The organism is Neorhizobium sp. 2083 (assembly GCF_031455615.1).
Lineage (GTDB): Bacteria > Pseudomonadota > Alphaproteobacteria > Rhizobiales > Rhizobiaceae > Neorhizobium.
Window position 1 is genome coordinate 1 of sequence record NZ_JAVDTC010000010.1, and the last position, 19635, is coordinate 19635.

General features: G+C 63.3%; 17 protein-coding genes. 8 read left to right on the forward strand and 9 right to left on the reverse strand.

All coding sequences use genetic code 11. The features are described from left to right. Positions 1–258 precede the first annotated feature (258 nt). The 4 genes from J2X76_RS27880 to J2X76_RS27895 all read left to right on the forward strand — a co-directional run bounded on the left by J2X76_RS27880 (position 259) and on the right by J2X76_RS27895 (position 5743). A complete protein-coding gene (locus tag J2X76_RS27880; protein ID WP_310220814.1) occupies positions 259–1212 on the forward strand; it encodes an ornithine cyclodeaminase family protein in 954 nt (317 codons plus the stop codon). After that, on the forward strand, positions 1212–3698 hold the full coding sequence (gene hrpB, locus J2X76_RS27885; protein WP_310220815.1) for an ATP-dependent helicase HrpB: 2487 nt from the start codon (positions 1212–1214) through the stop codon (positions 3696–3698). The genes J2X76_RS27880 and hrpB overlap by 1 nt, the downstream gene beginning before the upstream one ends. 107 nt (positions 3699–3805) lie before the next feature. Next, positions 3806–5101 carry an ActS/PrrB/RegB family redox-sensitive histidine kinase gene (locus J2X76_RS27890; RefSeq protein WP_113126985.1) on the forward strand — a complete coding sequence of 432 codons (1296 nt, stop codon included), beginning with the start codon at positions 3806–3808 and terminating at the stop codon, positions 5099–5101. A 66-nt stretch (positions 5102–5167) separates the two neighbouring features. Next, positions 5168–5743, forward strand: a complete 576-nt coding sequence (locus tag J2X76_RS27895; RefSeq protein WP_038591703.1) for an ActR/PrrA/RegA family redox response regulator transcription factor — start codon at positions 5168–5170, stop codon at positions 5741–5743. Position 5744: 1 nt separating this feature from the next. Here J2X76_RS27895 and J2X76_RS27900 read toward each other — a convergent pair whose 3' ends face one another. Further along, positions 5745–6233, reverse strand: coding sequence for an MmcB family DNA repair protein (locus J2X76_RS27900; RefSeq protein ID WP_310220816.1), 489 nt, complete (start codon positions 6231–6233; stop codon positions 5745–5747). A 178-nt stretch (positions 6234–6411) separates the two neighbouring features. Here J2X76_RS27900 and J2X76_RS27905 point away from each other — a divergent pair, with 178 nt between their 5' ends. Further along, positions 6412–7083: a L,D-transpeptidase gene (locus tag J2X76_RS27905; RefSeq protein WP_113283409.1), complete on the forward strand. Its 672-nt coding sequence runs from the start codon at positions 6412–6414 to the stop codon at positions 7081–7083. A 219-nt stretch (positions 7084–7302) separates the two neighbouring features. On the opposite strand, the gene J2X76_RS27910 is transcribed toward J2X76_RS27905, so the two are convergent. The 8 genes from J2X76_RS27910 to hslV all read right to left on the reverse strand — a co-directional run bounded on the left by J2X76_RS27910 (position 7303) and on the right by hslV (position 17662). After that, entirely contained in the window at positions 7303–9474 is a 2172-nt protein-coding gene (locus J2X76_RS27910; RefSeq protein ID WP_310220817.1) for a malate synthase G, read from the reverse strand. Positions 9475–9587: 113 nt separating this feature from the next. Next, positions 9588–10508, reverse strand: coding sequence for a LysR family transcriptional regulator (locus tag J2X76_RS27915; RefSeq protein ID WP_310220947.1), 921 nt, complete (start codon positions 10506–10508; stop codon positions 9588–9590). A 130-nt stretch (positions 10509–10638) separates the two neighbouring features. Beyond that, positions 10639–12657: a hydantoinase/oxoprolinase family protein gene (locus J2X76_RS27920; protein WP_310220818.1), complete on the reverse strand. Its 2019-nt coding sequence runs from the start codon at positions 12655–12657 to the stop codon at positions 10639–10641. 52 nt (positions 12658–12709) lie between these two features. Next, a complete protein-coding gene (locus tag J2X76_RS27925; RefSeq protein WP_310220819.1) occupies positions 12710–14128 on the reverse strand; it encodes a cytochrome P450 in 1419 nt (472 codons plus the stop codon). Between the two features lie 44 nt (positions 14129–14172). Then, positions 14173–15108, reverse strand: coding sequence for a DUF1402 family protein (locus tag J2X76_RS27930; protein WP_113126979.1), 936 nt, complete (start codon positions 15106–15108; stop codon positions 14173–14175). Positions 15109–15320: 212 nt separating this feature from the next. Beyond that, the gene (gene hslU / locus J2X76_RS27935) at positions 15321–16628 is read right to left on the reverse strand and encodes an ATP-dependent protease ATPase subunit HslU (RefSeq protein WP_310220820.1); all 1308 of its coding nucleotides are present in this window, start codon (positions 16626–16628) and stop codon (positions 15321–15323) included. A 1-nt stretch (position 16629) separates the two neighbouring features. After that, positions 16630–17148, reverse strand: a complete 519-nt coding sequence (locus J2X76_RS27940) for a GNAT family N-acetyltransferase (protein WP_310220821.1) — start codon at positions 17146–17148, stop codon at positions 16630–16632. Continuing rightward, on the reverse strand, positions 17135–17662 hold the full coding sequence (gene hslV / locus J2X76_RS27945; protein WP_038547464.1) for an ATP-dependent protease subunit HslV: 528 nt from the start codon (positions 17660–17662) through the stop codon (positions 17135–17137). Before hslV ends, J2X76_RS27940 begins: the two co-directional genes overlap by 14 nt. Positions 17663–17852: 190 nt before the next feature. On the opposite strand from hslV, the gene hisB reads away from it, so the two are divergent. The 3 genes from hisB to hisH are packed head-to-tail and all read left to right on the forward strand — an operon-like array spanning position 17853 to position 19622. Continuing rightward, positions 17853–18461: an imidazoleglycerol-phosphate dehydratase HisB gene (gene hisB, locus J2X76_RS27950; RefSeq protein WP_310220822.1), complete on the forward strand. Its 609-nt coding sequence runs from the start codon at positions 17853–17855 to the stop codon at positions 18459–18461. 19 nt (positions 18462–18480) lie between these two features. Then, on the forward strand, positions 18481–18972 hold the full coding sequence (locus tag J2X76_RS27955) for a DUF2628 domain-containing protein (protein WP_310220823.1): 492 nt from the start codon (positions 18481–18483) through the stop codon (positions 18970–18972). Then, complete coding sequence (gene hisH / locus J2X76_RS27960) at positions 18972–19622, forward strand: imidazole glycerol phosphate synthase subunit HisH (RefSeq protein WP_113126975.1); 651 nt, start codon at positions 18972–18974, stop codon at positions 19620–19622. Before J2X76_RS27955 ends, hisH begins: the two co-directional genes overlap by 1 nt. Positions 19623–19635: the final 13 nt, after the last annotated feature.

Here is a 19635-nt window from a genome sequence, read left to right on the forward strand (position 1 = left end):
CAGAACGAAGGAGTTCGTCGCCAGCAGCGCCGCCGCCCTCGTCAGTGATCGGGGTTATAGTGCCCTCCCCAGTTTCAAGTCAACTGCCTTTTTCAAAAAACTGTCATTTTTCTTGCGACCCGCCCAAAACAGTCGATTTCCGGCCAGAAAATAAGCAGCGATTAACGAAAGGGCAGCTTGGTTGCCCATAAAAACCGATTTTACGCGGCGATTTCCCATTGTTAGGGTGAAAGCGGTTTCTGGCGGCTGGAGTGTGACATGCTGGTATTGGACGAGGTGCAGACCCGGGATGCCCTACCCTTTGCGGAACTGATCGACGCGATCGAGGCGATGTTCAAAAGCGAATGCGTAATGCCGGTGCGCCATCACCATGAGATGGAGGTGCCGGGCGAAACAAGCGCCGTCATGCTGCTGATGCCGGCATGGGTGCCGGGCGACCATATCGGCGTCAAGATCCTCAATCTGTTTCCGGACAACCATCTGCGGTCCCTCTCCACCATCTTCGGCAGCTATCTCCTGTCATCGGGCAGGACCGGCGAAATGCTGGCGATCGTCGAGGGCGGAGAACTGACCGCGCGGCGCACCGCCGCGACTTCCGCTCTCGCGGCAAGTTATCTTGCGCGCGAGGATGCGCAGACCATGCTGATGGTCGGAACCGGGCGCCTGTCGCTCAATCTCATGCAGGCGCATGCGGTCACCCGGCCGCTCGAGCATTTCCGCATCTGGGGGCGTCATATAGAGAAGGCGGAGGAGACCGCGCGCGAGGCAAGGGCGCTCGGTCTCGATGCGGTGGCGGTCGAGGACCTCGCCGCTGCGGCCGGGCAGGCGGACATCATTTCCTGTGCGACGCTGTCGAGCGAGCCGCTGATCCGCGGCGAATGGCTGAAGCCGGGCACACATCTCGATCTGGTCGGCGCCTTCAAGCCGAACATGCGCGAGAGCGACGACGAGGCGGTGCGGCGCTCATCGGTGTTCGTCGATACGCGCGCCGGCGCCATGAAGGAAGGCGGGGATATCGTCCTGCCGTTGCAGAGCGGCGTGCTGGCAAAGGACGGGATCAGGGCGGAACTGGCCGAGCTTGCCCATGGACGGCATCCGGGCCGCACGAGCCCCGAAGAGATCACGCTCTTCAAGTCAGTCGGTGCAGCGCTCGAGGATCTTGCCGGAGCAATCCTTGCCTATCGACATGTCAGCGGACAGGTTAGACGCTGATGACCACGGTGCAGGAGGCAGGCCCGATCACCGGAGCCCTGCCAAGGCTTCCCGTCACCGAAGTGCTGGGCAATATAATGGAGGCGCTGACCAAGGGCACACGTGCCGTGCTGTCGGCGCCGCCGGGGGCCGGCAAGACGACGCTCGTGCCGCTCGCGCTGCTCGACCAGGCGTGGTGCGCGGGAAAGATCATCCTGCTCGAACCGCGGCGGCTTGCGGCACGCGCGGCCGCATCCCGCATGGCGTCGCTGCTCGGCGAGCAGGTGGGCGACAGGGTCGGTTACCGGATGCGGCTCGACAACAGGATCTCGGCGAAAACCCGGATCGAGGTGGTGACCGAGGGCGTTTTCGCGCGGATGATTCTTGACGATCCGGAGCTTTCCGGCGTTTCCGCCGTGATCTTCGACGAATTCCACGAACGGTCGCTCGATGCGGATTTCGGGCTGGCGCTGGCGCTCGACGTGCAATCGGCGCTGCGCGACGACCTCAGGATCCTGGTGATGTCGGCCACATTGGATGTGGAGCGCGTCGCGGAACTGCTCGGCGAGCCGCCGGTCATCAGGAGCGAGGGCCGGACTTTTCCGATCGACATCCGGCATCGCGACCGTGCGCCGAACGAGCGGATCGAGGATGCGACGACGCGAGCGATCGCCGAGGCGCATGCGAGCGAGACCGGCTCTATCCTCGCTTTCCTGCCGGGACAGGCGGAAATCCTGCGGACCGCCGAGCGGCTTGCGGGCCGGTTCGGGCCGGAGACCGTGGTCGTGCCGCTTTACGGCAATCTGTCCCAGAAAGAACAGGATCTCGCGATCCGGCCGGCACCCGCCGGGCAGCGCAAGATCGTGCTGGCCACGTCGATCGCCGAAACCTCGATCACCATAGATGGAGTGAGGATCGTCATCGACAGCGGGCAACAGCGCCTGCCGGTGTTCGAGCCCTCGACCGGGATCACCCGGCTGGAAACGGTGCGCGTTTCCCGCGCCTCGGCCGACCAGCGGGCGGGCCGCGCCGGGCGAACCGAGCCGGGCATCGCGATCCGCCTCTGGCATCCGGGCCAGACGGCGGCACTGCAGGCGTTCACGCCGCCGCAGATCCTGGCGAGCGATCTTTCCGGCCTGGTTCTCGATCTTGCACATTGGGGCGTTCAGGATCCGACAGCGCTTGCCTTTCTCGATCCGCCGCCCGGGCCGGCCTTCAATGAGGCAAAGGTGCTGCTCGTCCAGCTCGGTGCGCTCGTCCCCCAGGGCGGGCTGACGGAAAAGGGCCGGCTGATGCGCGAAATGGCGCTTCCGCCGCGGCTTTCGGCGATGGCGATCTCGGCGGCCGAGGAAGGTTTCGGCAGGCCTGCCTGCCTGCTTGCGGTGCTTCTGACGGAACAGGGGCTCGGGGGCAGCGATATCGACCTCGATGAGCGGCTGCGCCGGTTCCGCAACGAACGCGGCGAGAGGGCCGATGCGGCCCGGAAGCTGGCGGACCGGATTTTCTCGAACCTGCCGAAGAGATCGCAATCCAATGAGGCGGTTCCGGCCGGCCGGCTTCTCCTGCATGCCTATCCGGACCGGATCGCCCTGCAACGCGGCGGGCGCGGGCGTTTCGTGATGGCGAACGGGCGTGGTGCGGAACTGCAGGAAACGGAACGGCTGGCGGCATCGCAGATGCTGGTCATCGCCGACCTGACCGGGCGGGCGGCGCAGGCGCGCATTCTGGCTGCGGCGGAGATCAGCCGGGCGGATGTGGAGGCCGAGCTTTCCGGCGCGATCCGGGAGAGCGACGAGTGTTTCTTCGACCGCGCAAGCCGGCAGGTGCGCGCCCGCAAGGTGACGCGGCTCGGCGCCATCGTCTTCGAGGAAAGGCCGCTGCCAAGGCCGAGCGGCGAACGGGCGGCGCAGGCCTTGGCGGACGGCCTGCGGGAACTGGGGCTCCAGGTTCTGCCGTTCTCCAAGGAAGGCGCGCAATTGCGTGACCGGATCGGTTTCCTGAACCGGTCGATCGGCGAGCCCTGGCCCGATATGAGCGACGAGGCGTTGCTGGCCCGGCTCGACGACTGGTTCGTTCCGTTCCAGGGCAATGCGTCGGGCCTCGATTCCATCAATCCCGGTAGTCTTTCGGAAGGGCTGCGATCGCTCATCCCGCACGAGGTCTCCCAGGATCTCAACAAGCTGGCCCCGACGCATTTCGAGGCGCCGACCGGCGAGCGGCATCCGATCCGCTACGACGGCGAGGAACCGGTCCTGGCGATCCGGGTGCAGGAACTGTTCGGGCTGAAGAAACATCCGGCGATCGCCGGCGGCAAGCTGCCGCTGCTTCTCGAACTCACCTCGCCGGCGCACCGGCCGATCCAGACGACGCGGGACCTGCCCGGTTTCTGGGCCGGTTCCTGGAAGGATGTGCGCGCCGAGATGCGCGGCCGTTATCCGAAACACCCCTGGCCGGAGGAACCGGCCGAGGCTGTGCCGACGACACGTGCCAAACCGCGCGGGACGTGACAGAATGCCGCCTGCGACCTGAAGTCGAGCCGGTTTATGAAGGCGGCCTGAGATGACGGGCGCGTGGCAAGGTAAAGAGCAGGCGGTTGAGCGTAGACAGTCCTTCAGTGCGTTTTGCACAATTCGGTCCTTCGAGCCGACGAATCCGGCTTCAGACGCTGGTGCGGCTGCGCTGGCTTGCGGTCGCCGGCCAGACGATCACCGTGGTCATCGTCGGGCTGCTGCTGCAGTTTCCGCTGCCTCTGCAGGAGGCGGGCATTCTGGTCGGGGCGCTCGCGATCGCCAATCTCACGCTGTCGGCCTGGTTTCCGCCGACCCACCGGCTCGGCCCGAAATCGGCACTGGCGCTGCTCGGTTTCGACCTGTTGCAGATGGCGGCGCTGCTGTTCATCACCGGCGGGCTCGCCAATCCCTTCGCGCCGCTGATCTGCGTGCCTGTCATCATCGCCTTTGCCTCCCAGCCGCTGCGCCATTCGCTGGTCCTGATCGTCTTTGCGCTGGTCTGCACCACCGTGCTCGCCTTTTCGCCCTATCCGGTGCCCTGGTACGAGGGCGAGCCGCTGCGGATCCAGCCGGTGATGCAGCTCGGCGTCTGGTGTTCCATCGCCTCGATGATGATGTTCGCGGCCTTTTATGCCTATCGCGTCAGCCATGAGGCGACGCTGCTTGCCGATGCGCTGGCGGCGACCGAACTGGTGCTGGAGCGCGAAAAGCATCTTTCGCAGCTCGACGGACTGGCAGCCGCCGCCGCCCATGAGCTTGGCACGCCGCTCGCAACGATCAGCGTCGTCGCCAAGGAGATGGAACGCGAGCTTGGCGCTGACGACCGGTTTCGCGAGGACGTGCTGCTGCTGAGAAGCCAGAGCGAACGTTGCCGCGACATCCTTCGCCGGCTCACCTCCCTTTCCGCCGAGAGCGAGGAACACATGCGCCGGCTGCCGCTTTCCTCCCTGGTCGAGGAGGTGGTGGCGCCGCATCGGCAATTCGGCATCGAGATCGAACTGGTCGAGAAGGACGGGCGGGGTAACGAGCCCATCGGCAACCGCAATGCCGGCATTATATACGGGCTCGGCAACCTGATCGAAAACGCAGTCGACTATGCCCGGAGCAAGGTGATCGTTACGGTCGAGCACAATGCCGAGCGGGTGGCGATCACCATCGAGGATGACGGCCAGGGTTATGCGCCGGATATTCTCTCCCGGATCGGCGAACCCTATATGACGAAGAGACCCAGGGAAGACGAACGGGCAGGCGGCCTCGGGCTTGGCCTCTTCATCGCCAAGACGCTGCTCGAACGGTCCGGCGCCTCGATCCGCTTCGGCAATCGCGACAGCGGCGAACCGGGTGCCCGCATTCATATCGAATGGCCGCGTTCGGTAATGGACGCACAGGACTTGAAATAAGCCGGCCGGCCGGCCGATCATCATGAAAAGGCAAGCGGGCCTTCTAAAACCCGCGGAGAAAAAGAGATGGAAACACACCCGGAACCGACCAAGGTTCATGCCGACCCCGAATTGGGGCCCGACCCGTCGCTGCTGATCGTCGATGACGACGGACCGTTCCTGCGTCGTCTTGCCCGCGCCATGGAGACCCGCGGCTTCCTGGTCGACACGGCGGAGTCCGTCGCGGAAGGCATCGCCAAGACCAAGGCACGGCCGCCGAAATATGCCGTGGTCGACCTGCGTCTCGGCGACGGCAACGGGCTTGATGTGATCGAGGCGATCCGCCAGAGCCGCGAGGATACCAAGGTGATCGTGCTGACGGGCTACGGCAATATCGCAACGGCGGTGACGGCCGTGAAGCTCGGTGCGCTCGATTATCTCGCCAAGCCCGCCGACGCCGACGACATTTTCGGGGCGCTGACGCAGCGGCCGGGCGAGCGGGCGGACGTGCCGGAGAACCCGATGTCGGCGGATCGGGTGCGCTGGGAGCATATCCAGCGGGTCTACGAGATGTGCGAACGCAACGTGTCCGAGACGGCGCGCCGGCTCAACATGCATCGCCGCACTCTGCAGCGCATCCTCGCCAAGCGCGCACCGAAATAAGTCACATCTTGTCGAAACTCCTGCCGGTCGCCCATTCCGCCAACATCAGTCGCTGGGCGGCGGCGCGGGAGAAATTCAGCGTCATCGACTTGCGGGTGGCGGGCGGCAGCCTGTGTTCCGGCGCTTCGCGCAGCAGGTGCCCGCCATAACCGTCCGAGAGGAAGAGGCCGCAGTCTTCCGGGAAGATGTCGAGCGGCACCTCCTTGTGCGTGGCGAAAAACAGGCGATCGCAATAGTCCCGGTATTCCGGCCATTTGCGATCGACGCGAAAATCCTCGATGGACGTCTTGATCTCGACGATCCAGATCTCGCCCTTTTCCGAAATCGACACCAGGTCGGCGCGCCTGCCGCTCGACAGCACGAGTTCCGGCAGGATCGCGTGCCGCATGTCGTGCAGCAGGAGCTGGACACCCTTGCGCACCATCATGGCGCGGGCCGACTGCCGCCCATCTATTAACGGATTGTTACTGGCGAGGTTGAGTATAGTCATGAAATCCCGGATACCGCGTCAAATGATGTTGCAAAAACACAATGGCTTTTTCCAATCATGCGCCGGCTCTGTTTTGATGCGCTGCAGCGCTTGCCAAGCGTAATCTAATCGAAAATAACCCGTCATCAAAGGCGGTCATCCGCCCGTCTCAATCGATTCGTTTACCCAAGAGATTTCCATGCGCTTTCGCAATAGCATGCTCGCACTCGGCCTGTTGGCAACTGCTGCCTTGGCCGGTTGCGCCTCCACGGCTCCCGGTGGCGGCACCCAGGTAGCTTCCGTCACCTATACCGACCAGATCTTCAGCGATTCCTACGGTTCGGTGCGGGATGCCGGTTATACGCTTCCGGCGATCCCGATCAACAAGGTGGACAAGCAGTTCGTCCGTCAGATCGTCAGCTATCAGACCAGCGAAAAGCCGGGCACGATCATCGTCAACACGCGCGAGCGTCATCTCTATTACATCATGCCGAACGGCAAGGCGATGCGTTACGGCATCGGCGTCGGCAAGCAGGGTTTCGCCTGGTCCGGCACGGCTTACGTCGCCTGGAAACAGGAATGGCCGACCTGGCATCCGCCGAAGGAAATGGCAGGCCGTCGTCCTGACGTCGCCAAATATGTCGAAGACGGCATGGGCCCGGGCCTTAGCAATCCGCTCGGCGCACGCGCCATGTACCTGTTCAACGAAAAGGGCCAGGACACCCTCTTCCGTCTGCACGGCACGCCGGAATGGAATTCCATCGGCACCGCCGCCTCTTCGGGCTGCATCCGCCTGATCAACCAGGACGTCATCGACCTCTACAGCCGCGTCCGTCCGGGCCGCGAAACCAAGGTCGTCGTGATCCAGTAATCGCGAAATTCGACGAGAATACGAAAAGGCCGCCGGGATATTCCCAGGCGGCCTTTTTCGTTTTGCTATTGGTTTGGCGTTTGCCCCTCACCCTCTCCCCGCGCGCGGGGCGAGGGGACGTGGACCATGCAACGTTGGGGAAAGATGGAGAGGTCGCGTCTTGCGTCCTTCTCCCCGCGTGCGGGAAGAAGGTGCCGGCAGGCGGATGAGGGGCAGAGGTTAGCTCGCGAGCTTCGCCTTCAGTTCCAGACGGCGGCGATGCAGGACCGGTTCCGTATAACCGTTCGGCTGTTCGCGCCCCTTGAGCACCAGATCGAGCGCCGCCTGGAAGGCGACGGAACCGGCGAAATCCTTCGCCATCGGCATATAGAGCGGGTCGCCGGCATTCTGGCCGTCGACGACGGCAGCCATGCGCTTCATCGTCTCGACGATCTGCTCCTCCGTAACCAGCTTGTGATAGAGCCAGTTCGCCATGTGCTGGGCGGAGATGCGCAGCGTCGCGCGGTCTTCCATCAGGCCGACATTGTTGATGTCCGGCACCTTGGAGCAGCCGACGCCCTGGTCTATCCAGCGCACGACATAGCCGAGAATGCCTTGCGCATTGTTGTCGAGTTCGCGCTGGATTTCCTCCGGCGTCCAGTTTGGCCGCACGGCGACCGGCACGGAGAGGATGTCCGACAGTTTTGCCCGCGTGCGGCTCTTCAGGCCCGCCTGGACGGCGGCGACATCGACCTTGTGATAATGCGTGGCATGCAGCGTGGCCGCCGTCGGCGACGGAACCCAGGCGGTGTTGGCGCCGGCCTTCGGATGGGCGATCTTCTGCTCCAGCATCGCCGCCATCATGTCCGGCATGGCCCACATGCCCTTGCCGATCTGTGCATGGCCGGACAGGCCGCATTCGAGGCCGATATCGACATTCCAGTTCTCGTAGGCGGCGATCCAGGCCGCCTGTTTCATGTCGCCCTTGCGGATCATCGGGCCGGCTTCCATCGAGGTGTGGATCTCGTCGCCGGTGCGGTCGAGGAAGCCGGTATTGATGAACACGACGCGCTCGCGCGCCTCGCGGATGCAGGCCTTGAGATTGATCGTGGTGCGGCGTTCCTCATCCATGATGCCCATCTTCATGGAATTGGAGGCAAGTCCGAGCGCCTGTTCGACGCGGGTGAAGATTTCGCAGGCGAAGGCGACCTCTTCCGGCCCGTGCATCTTCGGCTTGACGACATACATGGAGCCGGTGCGCGAATTCTGGCGGCGCCCGTTCGGACCGATGTCGCGGATGGCGATCAGCGCCGTCACGATGGCGTCCATGATGCCTTCCGGCACTTCCCGGCCGTCGCGGTCCAGCACCGCGGGATTGGTCATCAGGTGCCCGACATTGCGGATCAGCATCAACGAGCGGCGCTTGACCGTAACATCGCCGCCGGCCGGCGCCTTGAAGACGGTATCCGGGTTCAGCTTGCGGATGAAGGACTTGCCGCCCTTGGAAACCTCTTCCTGAAGATCTCCGTTCATCAGGCCGAGCCAGTTGCGATAGACGACGACCTTGTCCTCGGCATCGACGGCGGCGATCGAGTCCTCGCAGTCCATGATCGCGGTAATCGCCGATTCCAGCCAGACATCAGAAATCCGGGCCGGATCGCCCTTGCCAGTCGCCGTCGTGGCATCGATCAGGATTTCGACATGCAGGCCGTTCTTCTTCAAAAGCAGATGCGTCGGTGCCGCCGGCTCACCGAGATAGCCGACAAACTGAGCCGGATCGGCGAGATTGACCGTGTTGCCGTCCTGGGCTGCGGCCGTCAGCTTGCCGCCGGTGACAACGAACGAGGTGACGTCGGTCCAGCTCGCGCCGGAAAGCGGCACCGACTGATCGAGGAAGTCACGCGCCCAGGCGATGACCTTGGCGCCGCGGACCGGATTGTAGCCCTTGCCCTTTTCGGCGCCGTCCGTCTCGGGAATGGCGTCGGTGCCATAAAGCGCATCGTAGAGCGATCCCCAGCGGGCATTGGCGGCGTTCAGCGCATAACGGGCATTCATCACCGGAACGACGAGCTGCGGGCCGGCGATCTCGGCGATTTCCGGATCGACCCGGTCGGTCGAGACGGTGAAATCCGGTCCCTCCGGCAGCAGATAGCCGATGTCGCGCAGGAAGGCTTCATAGACGGCCAGATCGGTCGGCGCGCCGTTCTTGCGGTACCAATCGTCAAGCTTTGCCTGGAAGGCGTCGCGCTTGGCGAGCAGGTCGCGGTTCTTCGGCGCAAGGTCGTGGACGATCTTCGAAAACTCGGAAAAGAACCGGTCGGCATCGACACCGGTGGCCGGCAGCGCTTCCGTCACCAGGAAATCGTAGAGCGTCTCGTCGAGCGCGAGACCATTTTTTTCGATGCGGGCCATCGGTGCCTCCAAATTTTAAAGTCGCTGGCAAGTCTCTTTGGTAGCGGGGAAAATTGCAATTGCACAAATATTGAATGACTTGTGCCGAATCGGAAACAATCCTCGCGAATGATCTATCGCCGACTCGCGTCCGGGGAATGCCGCTCCCAATAGGGCACCGGACCATAGAGTTCGGCGAGATATTCAATAAACGCGCGGACCCTGGAAGGGAGATGCTGCCGACTCGGATAGACGGCCGAAACGGAAACGTTCTTCGAACCCTCGTAGCCAGGCATCACCATCACCAGGCGCCCGTCCTTGAGTTCGTTGCCGATATCCCAGGTGGATCTCAGCGCGATGCCGAGACCGGCGATCACCGCTTCGCGGATGACCTCGCTGGAATTGGTGTTCAGCATCCCTGCCGGCCGATAGACCAGCGGGCCTTTGGGACCTTCGAGCCTCCAGGGTTCGCCATTATGGGCCGTCAGGCAGTGATGGTTCGCCAGTTCCTCGATGCTTTTAGGCGCGCCATGCCGCTCGACATAGGATGGCGAGGCGCAGAGGATGCGCCGGACCTGAACGAGCTTGCGGGCGACGAGGCTCGAATCCTTCAATTCGGATATGCGGATCGCCACGTCGAAACCCTGGGCGATGATATCCGTGAACTCGTCCGACAGGATCAGGTCGATCGACAGATGCGGATTTTCCTGCATGAAGGTCGGCAGATGGGGCGCTATGTGCATTCGCCCGAACGAGGTCGGCGCCGAGATGCGCAGATTGCCGGCGATCTCCGTCGATCGCCCCGAGACGAACTGCTCGGCATCCTCAATGCCGGTCAGGATGTTGGCGATCCTGTCGTAAAAACTCTTGCCGGCGTCAGTCATTCCGATCTGGCGCGTCGTGCGCTGCAGGAGGCGCGTTCCCAGCTGCTCCTCGAGCCGCTTGATGCGCTTCGAGACCACCGCCGGGGAAATGCCAAGGCTCTTGGCCGCGGCCGACATGTTTCCGCTGGCCGCGACTTTGACGAAGATTTCCAGATCGGCAAGATTGGTGATCACCGTGATTTGTTCCCCGCTGGAATAAGTGTCGCTCTATTTACGCCCTGCTGAAGACGTTTAAAAGGTGCGGCAGCAGGCCCCGAGAACGAGCAGGGGATGCGGAAGCATAGCGGCAGCCCCGCCAGCCTCAGTTAAAAGCGATGCTCGGCCTGCCGACGGCAACAGCCGTTATCCGCGCCTCGACGAGTTTTCGCGACCCTTCGATTTCGGGTGCGTCCAGCTCTTCCGAGACCGTCACCACCGCATCGCTGGCGCCATCCGCATTCGCCTGCGCCAGGGCAGCGGCGACCGCGTGATCGCGAGCGACAGCCAGAGCCTCGGTTTCGCCTATGATGACAAGACGCTCACCTCCCCCCGAAAGGATGAAGCGGCCTTCTTCCGGTGAAGTGACGACAATAGTGACGCTGGCGCGGACCTGGCCGACCACGGCGCCGACCGCATTGGCGACATCCGCATCGGCCGGAATGACCGGCCGCGCCCCCAGCATATCGGCGACAGCCGGATAATAGACGGGTGCCGAAGCGCCGAGCCCGATCAGCGGGCGATCAAGGGCTACGGAAAACCGGGCTATGCCGGGCACCCGCTTCAAGGCCCGATCGACGGCCAGCGAGACCGCCGGATCGATGGCTTCGGCGCCGTCTTCGGCGAGACAGGCGGCGAGCACAGCCTCGGAGGACTGGCGTGTCAGCCGGCTGACGATCTTTTCCGCGAGATCTTCCGGCGAGACGGCGATCTGGCGTCCGGCGCCGTCCTTGCGCCGGGCGGCAAGTTCGAGACCCAGGCTTGCGGCGTCTTTGCACCATTGGCTCTGCCGGCCAAGAATGTGCAGCGCGTCGGAAGGGGTGATGCCGCACAGATGCACCAGCCCTCTTGCGACCAGCCGGTCGAGAACCGCCCTTTGCGAATTCATGGTCAGAAGATCGTTGAGCGAAACCGGCACCGCACCGATTCGGGCGAAAAGCGCCTGTTCGGGCGGCTGCAGGCCCTGGGCCAGGACATCCGGCACGCCGGTCCGCACCGCAAAGCGGCCGTCATGCCGTCCGGCATGGCTGGCGCGCAACTGCTTCTCCAGCGTCGACACAATGATCTCGCCATGTGCCATCGCGGCAAGGCTCAGCGGCAAAAGCCGGCGCGGGCCGAGCGTCAGCCGCGCTTCGAGGCCACGGTCGTCGATATGGATCTCGGAATCGCCGCCGAGCCCGTAGGTGCGCAGCGCCACCGCCTCCACCATGGTGCGATGGCCGCCGACCACCGCGCCCTCTTCCGCCAGCTTCGGCCGCCCACCATCGAGAACCGCGACATCCGTGGTCGTGCCACCAATATCGGAGACCACCGCCTGGTCGAGCCCAGTCAGGAAATGCGCGCCGACAAGGCTTGCGGCGGGGCCGGAAAGGATGGTTTCGATCGGCCGCAACCGCGCCTCTGCAGCAGAGATCAGCGCACCATCGCCGCGCACCACCATCATCGGTGCGGTGATGCCGCGCTCGGTCAGAAAACCCTCGCAGGAACCGACGAGCCGGTCGATGATCGACACCAGCCGGGCATTCAAAAGCGTGGTCAGGGCGCGGCGCGGGCCGCCGAGTTTCGACGAAAGCTCATGGCTGCAGGTGACGGGCAGATGTGACAGCGTGCGAATCCGATCCCTCACCCGGATTTCGTGAGCCGGATTCCGGACGGCGAAATAACCGGCGACTGCAAAGGACGAGACCGTCTCCGCCAGCACCGGCATGGCTGCTTCCATCGCCGCCATGTCGAGCGGCGTCTCGTTGCCATGCACATCGTGGCCTCCGGGCAGGAAGATCACCGGATCGTTTCCGAGCGCCTCGGCAAGCCCGCCCCGTGTCAGATCCTCCGGGGTGAAGCCGACCATGATCAAGGCGGCACGCCCGCCCTGCCCTTCGACCAGTGCATTGGTGGCGAGCGTGGTCGACAGCGAAACCAACCCGATTGCCGAGGCGGAAGCCGCACTTTTCTCCAGCACCGCATCGACGGCGCCGGCAATGCCCACGGCCAGGTCGTGCCGCGTCGTCAGCGATTTCGCCTTGGCGACGACGCCTTCGCCCTCGCGCAACAGCACCGCATCCGTATAGGTGCCGCCGGTATCAATCCCGAGAAGGAGGGGGCCGGAAGGAAGGGATGAAGCCACGCGAAAATCCTGGAGGTCGATCTATGGATCAATAGCGCATAGGCCGCCAAGATCAATTCGCCAGCGGAGACTTCTGATGTCGCGGAGTGACCCGCATCGGCAGGCCGTCGCGCGGCTGGGTGGTCAGCTTCTGGACCGGCCAGACCTTGGTTTCGGGTGTAACGTCGAACCGATAATCGCGCATCAGCACCGCAAGCGCGATCACCGCTTCCTGCAGGGCGAAGGTCGCACCGATGCAGGTGCGCGGGCCGGCGCCGAAAGGCAGGTACTGAAAACGGTTCAGCTTGCCGCGATTTTCGGGCAGGAAACGTTCCGGCATGAAGGCGCGGGGTTTTTCCCAATAGAGCTCGTGGCGATGCAGCGTCCAAGGCATGACCAGCACGGTCACCCCGGCGTCGATCCTGATCGTTTGGCCTTCGGGGCTTGTCCAGCTGTCGTCCCTGGTCGCTTCACGGTTGATCGAGGGTGCCGGCGGATAGAGCCGCAGCGCTTCCTCGAACGCCGCCCGCACCCAGGGCATCAGCTCCAGCCATTCGACCGGATCGGCGCCGGTTGCCAGAACGCGGTCGATCTCTTCTTCCATGGCCCGTCGCACCGGCGGCGATTCCGCCACGCAATAGAGCGTCCAGGCGAGCGCGCGGGCCGTCGTTTCGTGGCCGGCGCCGATGAAGGTGAGGATATTGTCCTCGATCTCGTCCATGGTCAGCCCGTCGGGACCGGCCAGCTGCAGCAGCAGTGTGAGGAAATCCTGGGGGACGTCGTCCGGGCGGGCGCGCATCCGCTCCTGCCGCATAACCATGGTTTCGGCAACCACGCCGCGGAACTTGTCGAGTATCTTCCTGCCGCCGATGCGGGTGACGCGCGGCACCCAGCTCGGGGCGCGCAGCATGTCCATCGGATCAATCCGGCCCATGCGGTGCAGAAGCTGGTCGACATCGTCGGCGACCGTCTCCTTTTCACCGGCGATCTCGCCGGAAAACAGGGTTTCGGCGAGGATGGCGTAGGTCAGCTCGGTCATATCGACAGAGATATCGAGGGTCTCGCCCGCCGCGCCGGCCCTGGCGTATTTCTTCGAGAACTCTTCGGTCTGGCTCAGCATCTGCCCGGCAAACCCGCGGGAATGCCTTGGCGTGAAGACGGGCGCCATGGCTTTGCGGCAGCGCTTCCAGACCTCGCCTTCGGCCGTCAGCAGGCCGTCTCTCAGGATCGGGCGCAGGACGAGCTGGCGGATCTCCGACATTTCGTAATTGCCGACATTGTCGACCAGGATATGCCGGATGAGACCCGGATGATTGACGATCAGGGTCCGTTCCTTGAAGAATTTCGTCTCAAGCCAGGGCTGCGTGTAGGAATCCTTGCCCCAGAGCTCCAGCGGATTGCGCAGCGCCGTCCAGATCACCTCGATCGGGTTCAGCAGCCGGTCCCGATGGGCGGGTGCCGGCGGAACGAAAGGGTCGGGGCGCATGTCCATGGACAGCCCTCCTCAAGGGTTTCCTATAAAAGGAATATCAGCCGTCAGAGGAGGGATTTCAACTCGGCAAGCTTGTCGTTGACGAGCCAGCCGTAATAATTCTCCTCCGGCAGGCCGCCGCGGGCGGCGAGCGCTGCGGCGCGCTGCGCCGAACCGCCGGTATTGTAGAGCGTCGCGGTGATGCCGGGATTGCGGGAAATGTCCATGCCGGCGATCGACTTGTAGTCGTCGATCGAGCGGCGGATATTGGCCGCCATATAGGCGAGCGACTTGTCCGGATCCATGATCGCGTCATAGACGGCGGCGGCCTTGTTCTCGTCGAGCTTCGGATAACCGGAGTTTTTGGCCACCATGTCCGACAGCATCAGCGCCGTCAGCGGGTTGACCTGGCCGAGGCCGAAAGTCTGGCCGGCATAAAAGGGCTGGAAGAAGACGGCGCTGAAACGATTGTCCGGAAACGAGGTGCCGCCGACGGACCGGCCGCGAAAGCTCTTTTCCCAGACGCCTTCGCGGCATGTCCAGAGCTTGTAGGAATCGGCGAAATCCTCGCATTTGCCGAATTCCGGCCGGTCGAGGAACTGGGCGATGCTTTCGTCGCCATATCCGAACCGGAAGCTGTTGCCGGCATAGGCGGCAGCCTTGACGTAATAGGTCTGCAGACGGTCGTAGGCATCGACATTGTAGGTATGCTCGCCGACGATCGCGCCGATCATGTGGATCGGATCGATTCCGTAGTCGGCGGCCGTCGACTTGATCTTGGCGATCAGTTTCTTGTCGGATGCCAGGAGGTCACGGATCTTCTCGTATTTGTCATCGAAGGTGGTGCGGCCGGCGCGGGTCCGGCGCACCGAGGCGCCCGGAATCTTCGGCTGTTCGGCGTTACGATTTCCCTCCGGGACCATCGTGAAGCCGCCTGCAAACGCGGTCGAGGCCGCGGATGTCGCGACGACAAGGATCAATGCCAGAAGAATGCGTTTCAAGATTTGCGTGTCCCAGGACTGCGACTATGCCGATCTCCGGCACGGGAAGCTCAAAGCCATTCCAGACCGACTCAGTCAAGCGCCGGACATTTCCATGAAAACGCGCTTCCCTTACGCGAGGCGTAAGGACCGTGTCGAGACGTGGGCGTTCAAAATCCCGTCAGCGCCCGCAAATGAGCAGCCGGACGTTGCCCGGCTGCCACGATTGCCGCTCAGAGAATGTAGCGCGACAGATCCGTATCGGCGGCGAGATCGCCGACATGCTTCTTGACGTATTCCGCGTCGATCATCACGGTCGTGCCGCCCTGATCCGGCGCGTTGAACGAGATTTCGTCGAGCACCCGTTCCATCACCGTCTGCAGCCGGCGGGCGCCGATATTCTCGACCGAGGAGTTGAGGTGCACGGCGACATCCGCCAGCGCATCGATCGCGTCCTCGGTGAAATCGAGCGTCAGCTCTTCCGTTTCCATCAGCGCCTTGTACTGGCGGATGAGGCTCGCCTCGGTTTCCGTCAGGATACGGCGGAAATCCTCCTTGGTGAGCGGCCTCAGCTCGACGCGGATCGGCAGGCGGCCCTGGAGCTCCGGCAGAAGGTCGGAAGGCTTGGAGACGTGGAAGGCGCCCGAGGCGATGAACAGGATGTGATCGGTTTTGACAGGCCCGTATTTGGTCGAGACCGTCGTGCCTTCGACGAGCGGCAGCAGGTCGCGCTGCACGCCCTCGCGGGAAACACCGGCGCCGAGCCCGCCGTCACGAGCGGCGATCTTGTCGATCTCGTCAAGGAAGACGATGCCGTCGTTTTCGACCGAGCGGACGGCCTCGCGCTGGATCACCTCGTTGTCGATCAGCTTGTCGGATTCGTCGCGGATCAGCTCGCCATAGGACTTCTTGACGGTGGTGCGAACCTTCTTGGTGCGGCCGCCCATGGCCTTGCCGAACATTTCCGACAGGTTCAGCACGCCGATATTGGCGCCCGGCATGCCGGGAATCTCGAAGCCGGGCATGCCGGAACCGGTATCGGATACCTCGATGTCGATTTCCTTGTCATCGAGTTCGCCGGCCCGCAGCTTCTTGCGGAAGCTTTCGCGGGTGGCGGGCGAGGACGTGGCCCCGACCAGCGCATCGAGCACCCGTTCTTCGGCGCTCATATGGGCCTTGGCCTGCACATCGGCGCGCATCTTGTCGCGCACCAGGCCGATGCCGATTTCGACGAGGTCGCGGATGATCTGCTCGACATCGCGGCCGACATAACCGACTTCGGTGAACTTGGTCGCCTCGACCTTGATGAAAGGCGCGCCGGCGAGCTTGGCGAGCCGACGGGAGATTTCCGTCTTGCCGACGCCGGTCGGGCCGATCATCAGGATGTTCTTCGGCATCACTTCGTCGCGGAGCGTCTCGTCGAGCTGGTGGCGACGCCAGCGGTTGCGGAGCGCAATCGCCACCGCGCGCTTAGCGTCGTGCTGGCCGATGATGTGGCGGTCCAGCTCGGAGACGATTTCCCGGGGTGAAAAGTTACTCATGTCAAATCCGTTCTTCTGATGCGTCCAGCGCCATGAAATGGGCCGGACCGTAGATAGTTGTCCTGGTGTCGACGTAGCGGAAGCCCGCCTTCTCATAGGCGCGGATCGCCTGGGCGTTCTCGGGATCCGGATCGATGACGATCCTTCTCGCGCCCTTTTCGAAAAGTTCGCTCACGAGCTGCCGGATGATTGCATTGCCATGGCCGATGCCGACAAGCTCAGGATTGCCGATCGAGATATCGATGCCAAGCGTGCCCTTTGGCTGATCCTGATAGGGATGACCCTCTTCAAGATGCGGATCGTAATACTGGAGATAGGCGATCGGTCTGCCGTCCAGTTCCGCGATCAGCGGCCGGGTCTCGACGCTGGTCATCGAGTATTCAATGCTTGCCAGTTCCTCATCGACCTCGCCCCACCATTTCGCGATATGCGGCTCGGCGAGCCATGTCGCCAACAGGGGGAAATCCTCGTGTGCCACATCACGGAACGTGTAGCGGGGCGCGCCGTCAGCCATCGGCATCCAGCGTTTCGATGACAAGGTTGTGGTTGGTATAGACGCAGATATCGGCAGCGATATCGAGCGCCTTGCGGGCGATCTCCTCGGCCGATTTGTCGGAGTCCATCATCGCCCGCGCCGCCGCATAGGCATAGTTACCGCCCGATCCGATCGCGATCGTTCCGTGCTCGGGTTCGAGCACGTCGCCGTTGCCGGTGACGGCGAGCGTGGTCGACTTGTCGGCGACCAGCATCATCGCTTCGAGATTGCGCAGGTATTTGTCGGTACGCCAATCCTTGGCGAGCTCCACGGCGGCACGCATCAGCTGGCCGGGATATTGCTCGAGCTTCTTTTCAAGCCGGTCGAGCAGCGTGAAGGCATCGGCGGTAGCGCCGGCAAAACCGGCGATCACTTCGCCCTTGCCGATGCGGCGCACCTTGCGGGCATTGCCCTTCATCACGGTCTGGCCAAGACTTACCTGGCCGTCGCCCGCCATGATGACCTTGCCGCCTTTGCGAACAGTAATAATGGTTGTCATAAGGCACCTGTTGGCCCGCCTGGCGGGCATTGGTTTCGAGGGCATTTCGGCCCCGTTGGGCATTTATGTAAGACGGTCCCGGGCGAATGCAATCTCATGACGCGATGCCTGAGCGACACCCCTGCTTTTGCTGGATATTTGATGTCGTGCCTGATAAGGAGCGCAGATCGATCGCATGGAGCAGACCCAGATGGGTGAGACGACAACCGCACGCGTGGGCAACATCGTCCGCAAGACCAACGAAACCTCCGTTTCCGTTTCCGTCAATCTCGACGGCACCGGTGCGACCAAGATTTCGACGGGCGTCGGTTTCTTCGACCATATGCTGGACCAGCTTTCGCGACATTCGCTGATCGACATGGATATCGAGGTCACGGGCGACCTGCATATCGACGACCACCACACGGTCGAGGATACCGGTATCGCGATCGGCCAGGCGATCTCCAAGGCACTCGGCGACCGTCGCGGCATCACCCGCTACGCCTCGCTCGACCTTGCCATGGACGAGACGATGACCAAGGCGGCGATCGACGTGTCGGGCCGGCCGTTCCTCGTCTGGAACGTCGCGTTCAGCGCCCCGAAGATCGGCACGTTCGATACGGAACTGGTGCGGGAATTTTTTCAGGCGCTGGCGCAGAATGCCGGCATCACGCTGCATATCCTGAACCATTACGGCGCCAACAACCACCATATCGCCGAGACCTGTTTCAAAGCCGTGGCGCGGACACTTCGCGCCGCCATTGAAATCGACCCGCGGCAGGCCAATCGCGTTCCCTCCACGAAGGGAATGCTGGTCTGACTGCTTGAGGAGACGATCCTTGAGAAGCTACCTCGTTCTGACACCGCCCGCTGCGCAACAAAGCGGATCCGACAGGGATCGTCAGTCGACCCTCGTCCTGCGCGACGGATTTTCCTGGCTTGCCCTGCTGTTTCCGTGGATCTGGCTTTTCTGGCACAGGCTGTGGATTGCGGGCGTCGTTATCCTGCTTGCCCAGCTCGGCAGCACCGTCCTGATGCAGATCCCGGGTTTCTGGACCGCGGGGCTGCTGTTCGGCGTCGCCATCAGCCTGCTCGTTGCGCTCGAGGGCCGACATTATCGCTCCGAAGCATTGATCCGTCGCGGCTGGAGCCTGGAAACGGTAATCTCCGCTCACGATCTGCGCACCGCCGAGGAGATTTATTTCTCCGGTCTGCCGCAGCCTGAACAACAACCGATGCCGGTCTCGGCCGAGTGGGCAAAACAGGCAAGGCCGCCCGCCGCCGGATGGCAGGCCCCCCATATGGGCCTTTTCGAACATGGAGGACGCTGATGCGCGTCGCAATCATCGACTACGGGTCCGGCAATCTGCGTTCCGCGACCAAGGCCTTTGAACGGGCCGCCCGCGAAGCCGGCATCAATGCCGTGATCGACCTCACCGACAAGGCAGAAGCGGTGGCGACCGCCGACCGCATCGTGCTGCCGGGCGTCGGCGCCTATGCGGATTGCCGCGCCGGCCTCGATGCCGTGCCGGGCATGCGCGAGGCGATCCTCGACGTGGTCGAGCACAAGGGCCGCCCCTTCCTCGGCATCTGCGTCGGCATGCAGCTGATGTCGTCGCGCGGGCTTGAAAAGACCATTTCGCAAGGTTTCGGATGGATCGAGGGGGATGTCGTCGAGATGACGCCGAGCGATCCCCATCTCAAGATCCCACAGATCGGCTGGAATACGCTCGACATCCATCACCCGCATCCGCTGTTCGACGGCATTCCGACCGGGTCGGACGGGTTGCACGCCTATTTCGTGCATTCCTACCATCTGGCGGCAAAGCACCGCGGCGACGTGATCGCGACCACCGAATACGGCGGGTCGATGACGGCCTTCGTCGGCCGCGACAACGTGGCCGGCTCCCAGTTTCACCCTGAGAAAAGCCAGGCATTAGGTCTTGCCCTCATCTCCAATTTCCTGCGCTGGAAGCCTTAAGCTCGCGCACACG